The organism is Synechococcus sp. WC10meta (assembly GCF_047461475.1).
The window spans coordinates 1-4,699 of sequence record NZ_JANSHF010000032.1 but is presented as its reverse complement, the minus strand read 5'-3'; the positions used below and the strand labels follow the sequence as shown (position 1 = coordinate 4,699).

Here is a 4,699-nt window from a genome sequence, read left to right as displayed (position 1 = left end):
AAAGCCTAACTTCCCTGTGGAAGTGCGAAGATGGACAACCTAACCTTAATCCAACCGTTAAGTTCTGTCAACTCTCCCTCAGCAAATCCTGGCTTAGCGGAGAGTGGGGGAGAAGAGGGCTTCTAGAGCCTGGGCGAGGGTTGGCTCCATGACCACCCGGTCTTCGTAGGCGGCGATGACCTGGGTAAGCTGAGGCAGGCGGCCCTGTTCCGCCTCCAGGTAGAGAGGCTGGACATAGAGAAGGGAGGTCTCGATGGGGATAACCAGCAGGGTACCCAGGTTAACCCGCGACCCATGTTCATTCCAGAGGGCAATTTGCTCGGAAATGGCGGGATCCTGGTTCACCCGCGCCTCCACCTGCTCCGGGCCGTAGATGAGACGCTGCTTGGAAAACTCGTACACCAGCAACTTGCCGTAGTTTTCCCCATCGCAGCGGGCGGCCATCCAAGCCACCATGTTTTGCTTGTTGAGGGGGGTGAAGGGAGAGAGCAAGACAAACTCAGGTTCGTTGGGGGATCCCTTCTGCCGCTCCTCCGGCAAGGTGAGGATGAGGTACTGGGGCTGCATGGGGAGGCGCCGCCCTCTGCGGAATTGGTTGGGGATCTGCCACTGATCTTCCCGGTTGTAGAAAAGGCGGGGATCCGTCATGTGGTAGGTGGCAAATTGCTGGGCCTGCAGTCGGAAGAGATCCTGGGGGTAGCGGATGTGCTGCCGCAGCGGCTCCGGCATGGCCTCCAGGGGCTTGAACAGCGTGGGGTAGATGCGGGCGTAGGCTTGGATGAGAGGATCCTGAGGGTCAGCTATGTACCAGTTGATGCTGCCGTTGTAGGCATCCAGCACCGCCTTGACGGAGTTGCGGATGTAGTTGAAGGGAAAGTCAGGCAGGTACTCGGAGTAGGGGTAGTGGCTGCTGGTGGTGTAGGCGTCGAAAAACCAGTAGAGCTTACCGCCTTGAATCACCAGGTAGGGATCCTGGTCGTAGAGCAAAAAGGGCATCACCTGGCGCACCCGCTCGCGGATTTGGCGGCGGTAGAGAAAGCGGGTGTTGGGGGAAAGCTCACGGCTGAGGAGAATGCGCAGATCCCGGAAGTGCCAGGCATAGAGAAAGCGCTGCCAAAGGTAAGGAATGGGGACACCCCCTGTGCCGCGGTAGCTGCTGTAGACGTAGTGGTCGGCAGCAGGGTAGTCCAGCTCCCTTGCCTCTGCGCCGACAAACACCTCAGTGGTGGTTAGCTCGCCGTAGTAGAGGGCCGGCTGATCCACCTGCAGCACCTCCGCTACCTCCGGGTAGCGCGGGGAAATCCGCGGTGGGATATCCGCTAGAAAAAAGTCTGGCAGCCCCTCCGGAGTAACCACGTTAACTGGGCTGAGGGTGAGGCCATAGCCGTGGGTGTAGAAAAAGCGCCGGTTAACCCAAGTTTGGGCCGCGGGGGGTACCTGGGCAAAGTCCAGCTCGCGTGCTGCATGCATGACTTGGCGCAGCTCTCCCCCTATGCGGTAGCGATCCACATCCACATAGGGAAACTGGTAGTAGGGGCGGATCTCCTGGAGCTGGCGGTAGGTGGCCAACAAGGGCTCCGCATCCCAAAGGCGCACGTTGCTCAGGGTAGATTGATTTTGCTGCAGGATCTCCCAGGTAAGGGATCCCTCCTCCGGGAAGGGCTTGACCTCCACCTGGGTTAAGCCAAAGCCGGCGCGGGTAAAACGGATGTTGTGCTCGAGGTAGGGGCGTTCCAGCTCCAGCTCGTTGGGGGTAACCAAGAAGGTCTGCACCAAGTGGGGGTAAAGCCGGGTAGTCAGTAGCCCGAACCCCAGGTAGGCTCCCCACAGCAGAGCTGGCGCCAGTAGGGAGCTGGCCCAGGGGGGGCACCAGGATTTGAACAAGGGAAGGTTGAGGCGGATCCCTTGGCGGGCCAAGGCCCAGAAGCCAAGGGCGGTTAGGAAAGCCACCCCACTCATCAAAGTGGTAGCTGGCAAAGTGGCGTGCACATCGGTAAAACCGGCTCCAAAAACCACGCCGCGGGTGGAGTAGAGTAACTTGTAGCGCTCCAGCCAGTGGCCCCAGGCCCGAAGCAAAAACAGAGCTCCCCCCAGGATGAGCAAGTGCCGCTGGGCAAACAGGGAAAGGGCCAGCGTCAGCCGCTGTTCCGAGAGTCCCAGCTCCACAAAGTAGATGAGAGCAACGGCAACTAAGGTCAATAGCACCAGGTTGAAGCACCAGTGCTGGAGCTTCTCCCAAAAGGGCAAGCTGAAAAGAAAAAAGCCCAGATCGCGGTTAAAGATTGGATCCGACTCCCCCACAGGCACTCGGTGCAGCCAAAGCAGCAGCGTAAACCAGTGCTGGGAAAGAAACCAGGCCAAGCAGCCACTCAGGCCCAGCGCAATGGCCCAGGCCCAGGCTGGGTCTGCTCCCCGCCAGCAGGCGCGGATGTTGACTCCTACCACTGCCAGGGCAAAGACAAAGGCGCCTAGGCCCAGCCCCCAGCGGGCAAATACCCGTGTCCAGAGCACTGGCAGGGCGTTCAGTTCGGCAAACCAGGCCAGATCGACGTAGAAAGAGGCCAAGGCCGTAATGGCCAGAATCCCTAGCCCCGCCCAGAGCAGCAGGAGCACGCCTTGCCGCAGCCATTGCATGGCCTCATGGCGTCCTGTCCAAACTTGCCCTCGATCCTAGCCGCTGCACTGCCTCCAACAAGCCCGCTGGACCACCATCCACCCGCACCACCGGGATCCCAGCCTGGGCTTGTAGGTCTTGCCAGGTGAGGTCATCTAGGAAGCGCTCCCCATCCTTGAGGGTAATCTGGGGCAGAAGCAGGCCGTCGTAACTTGCCAGGTTCTCAACCGATTTCAAAGCGTTGAGGATGTCCTGCCCTGTCAGCAGCCCGGTTACCGTCAGGGTTTGTCCCCAGAATTGGCTGGCAAGGGGAAAAAGATGCAACTGCAACCTGTGGATGCGGTTCATCCGCTCTACCACAGGCTGGAAGGCTCGCTCCACTGCGTTGCCCACCACCCAAAGCAATTTGAGAGGAGCAGGGATCTCCAGCGGCAGTTTGAGCTGCTCGAATTGGCTGAGAAAAAGCCGCAGGGATCCCACCCCATTGCCCAGTTGGGGGTAATCTTCGTAGTGTTTTTCCGGCGGCAATTCCCGCCCCGCCAGCAGATACCACTCATCGGCTAGCCAAGCAAAGGTGGATCCCAATTCTTGCCGAAACTGCGCCTGTAGCGCTTCCACCTGATCGATCACCTCCGCCGCCTTGGCAGCATCCACCGGGATCAGCTCATCATTGGGGGGGCGAAAGCGGGTCAGCCCCACTGGCACCACTGCCGCCGAGAGGACGGTTGGGATCCCTTCTTCTGGCCGACGAAAAGCGGCTAGATCCAAGAGCGTGCGGGTGAGGTGCTCCCCATCGTTCCAGCCTGGGCAGACCACCACCTGGGCATGCAGTTGCAGGCGGTGTTGGCGAAACCAGGCCAACTGCTCCAGGATGAGGCCGGCGCGGGGGTTTTTGAGCAGGCGGCTGCGCAGCTCCGGCTCGGTGGCATGCACAGAGACATAGAGAGGAGAAAGGCGCAGGCGGGCGATGCGATCCCACTCGGGAGCGGTCAGGTTGGTGAGGGTGAGGTAGCTGCCGTAGAGAAAGCTGAGGCGGTAGTCGTCGTCTTTGAGATGCAAGGTTGCCCGCATCTCAGGGGGCTGTTGGTCGATAAAGCAAAAGGGGCAGGCGTTGTTGCATTGGATGAGGCCATCGAACAAAGCCGTCTCAAACTCCAGCCCCAGATCCTCGTCAACGTCTTTTTCCAGCTCAACCGTGCGCGGGATCCCTTGGCTGTCCAGGATCTCCAGGCAGAGATATTCCTCGGCAATGAGGAAGCGATAGTCAATGAGGTCGCGGGGCCGCTCGCCATTGATGCTCAACAGCGCCTCCCCCGGTTGAATGCCTGCCTTTGCCGCTAGGGATCCGGGCAGGACGGCGCTGATACGGGCGGGCTTGACGCTAGCGCGGGACATAGCGCGCCCAAAAGGCGGGACTGCGTTGCCAAGAGAACTCAAACCTACTCTAAACAGCGGCGAATCGCTGCTTCCAGCTCCGACTGGCTGAGGTCGGTAACCACAAAGACCTCCTGCACGCTGCTGCCTTTGCGGGCAACTAACTTGTACCCACCTCGAATGGGCACAGAAACCCGCAACTGCAACTGCGGGATCCGCCCGCGAGCGCAAGATAAGGCACCTGGCGTTACAGTTTTAATGCCTGGTTGTCGAGTCAAGCGCTCCAAAACAGGGATCAAGCCAGAGATATGAGTGGAATGGTTCCAAACTAGGCGACCAGAAGGCTCAGACATAGTGGCAGACTAACGGTAAGGAGAGGCTAGACTTCCATGATAGGCTCTCGCCTTTGCGACTGAGAACAAAGAGACTGGCCTCCCTCAAGCTTTAGCAAACCTTTAAGTACAAGTACTTTCAGAAGGTTTTCTTTGTGCTAGTCTGATGGCACCAAGGACAAGGAGCTGCTGATTTATGGTTGCTGAGCAAGTCATCCTAGACATTCCCGAAGCCATCCTGAAAGGCCTGCAAGATGGCACCTATGAGCGCATAGGCGGTGTTGTGAGAGAAGTGGCTTCTAAGCGGGTGGTAGCCTGGCTGAGAGAAACTGGAGGCCTGACACTTGCAGATAGCATTGGTAAATGAATTCCCGGGTTG

The 4,699-nt window shown here is 59.1% G+C and carries 4 protein-coding genes; 1 reads left to right on the top strand and 3 read right to left on the bottom strand.

The features are described from left to right. Positions 1 to 93: 93 nt before the first annotated feature. Genes NW804_RS10245 through NW804_RS10235 form a run of 3 tightly spaced genes read right to left on the bottom strand, consistent with a single transcriptional unit; the run spans position 94 to position 4,341 of the window. Positions 94 to 2,634, bottom strand: a complete 2,541-nt coding sequence (locus NW804_RS10245) for a UPF0182 family protein (RefSeq protein WP_414423479.1) — start codon at positions 2,632 to 2,634, stop codon at positions 94 to 96. A gap of 4 nt (positions 2,635 to 2,638) precedes the next feature. Next, the gene (locus NW804_RS10240) at positions 2,639 to 4,009 is read right to left on the bottom strand and encodes a TIGR03279 family radical SAM protein (RefSeq protein ID WP_414423478.1); all 1,371 of its coding nucleotides are present in this window, start codon (positions 4,007 to 4,009) and stop codon (positions 2,639 to 2,641) included. Between the two features lie 44 nt (positions 4,010 to 4,053). Beyond that, on the bottom strand, positions 4,054 to 4,341 hold the full coding sequence (locus NW804_RS10235) for a DUF2103 domain-containing protein (RefSeq protein ID WP_414406032.1): 288 nt from the start codon (positions 4,339 to 4,341) through the stop codon (positions 4,054 to 4,056). A gap of 175 nt (positions 4,342 to 4,516) precedes the next feature. Here NW804_RS10235 and NW804_RS10230 point away from each other — a divergent pair, with 175 nt between their 5' ends. Further along, entirely contained in the window at positions 4,517 to 4,687 is a 171-nt protein-coding gene (locus tag NW804_RS10230; protein WP_414395585.1) for a hypothetical protein, read from the top strand. Positions 4,688 to 4,699 lie beyond the last annotated feature (12 nt).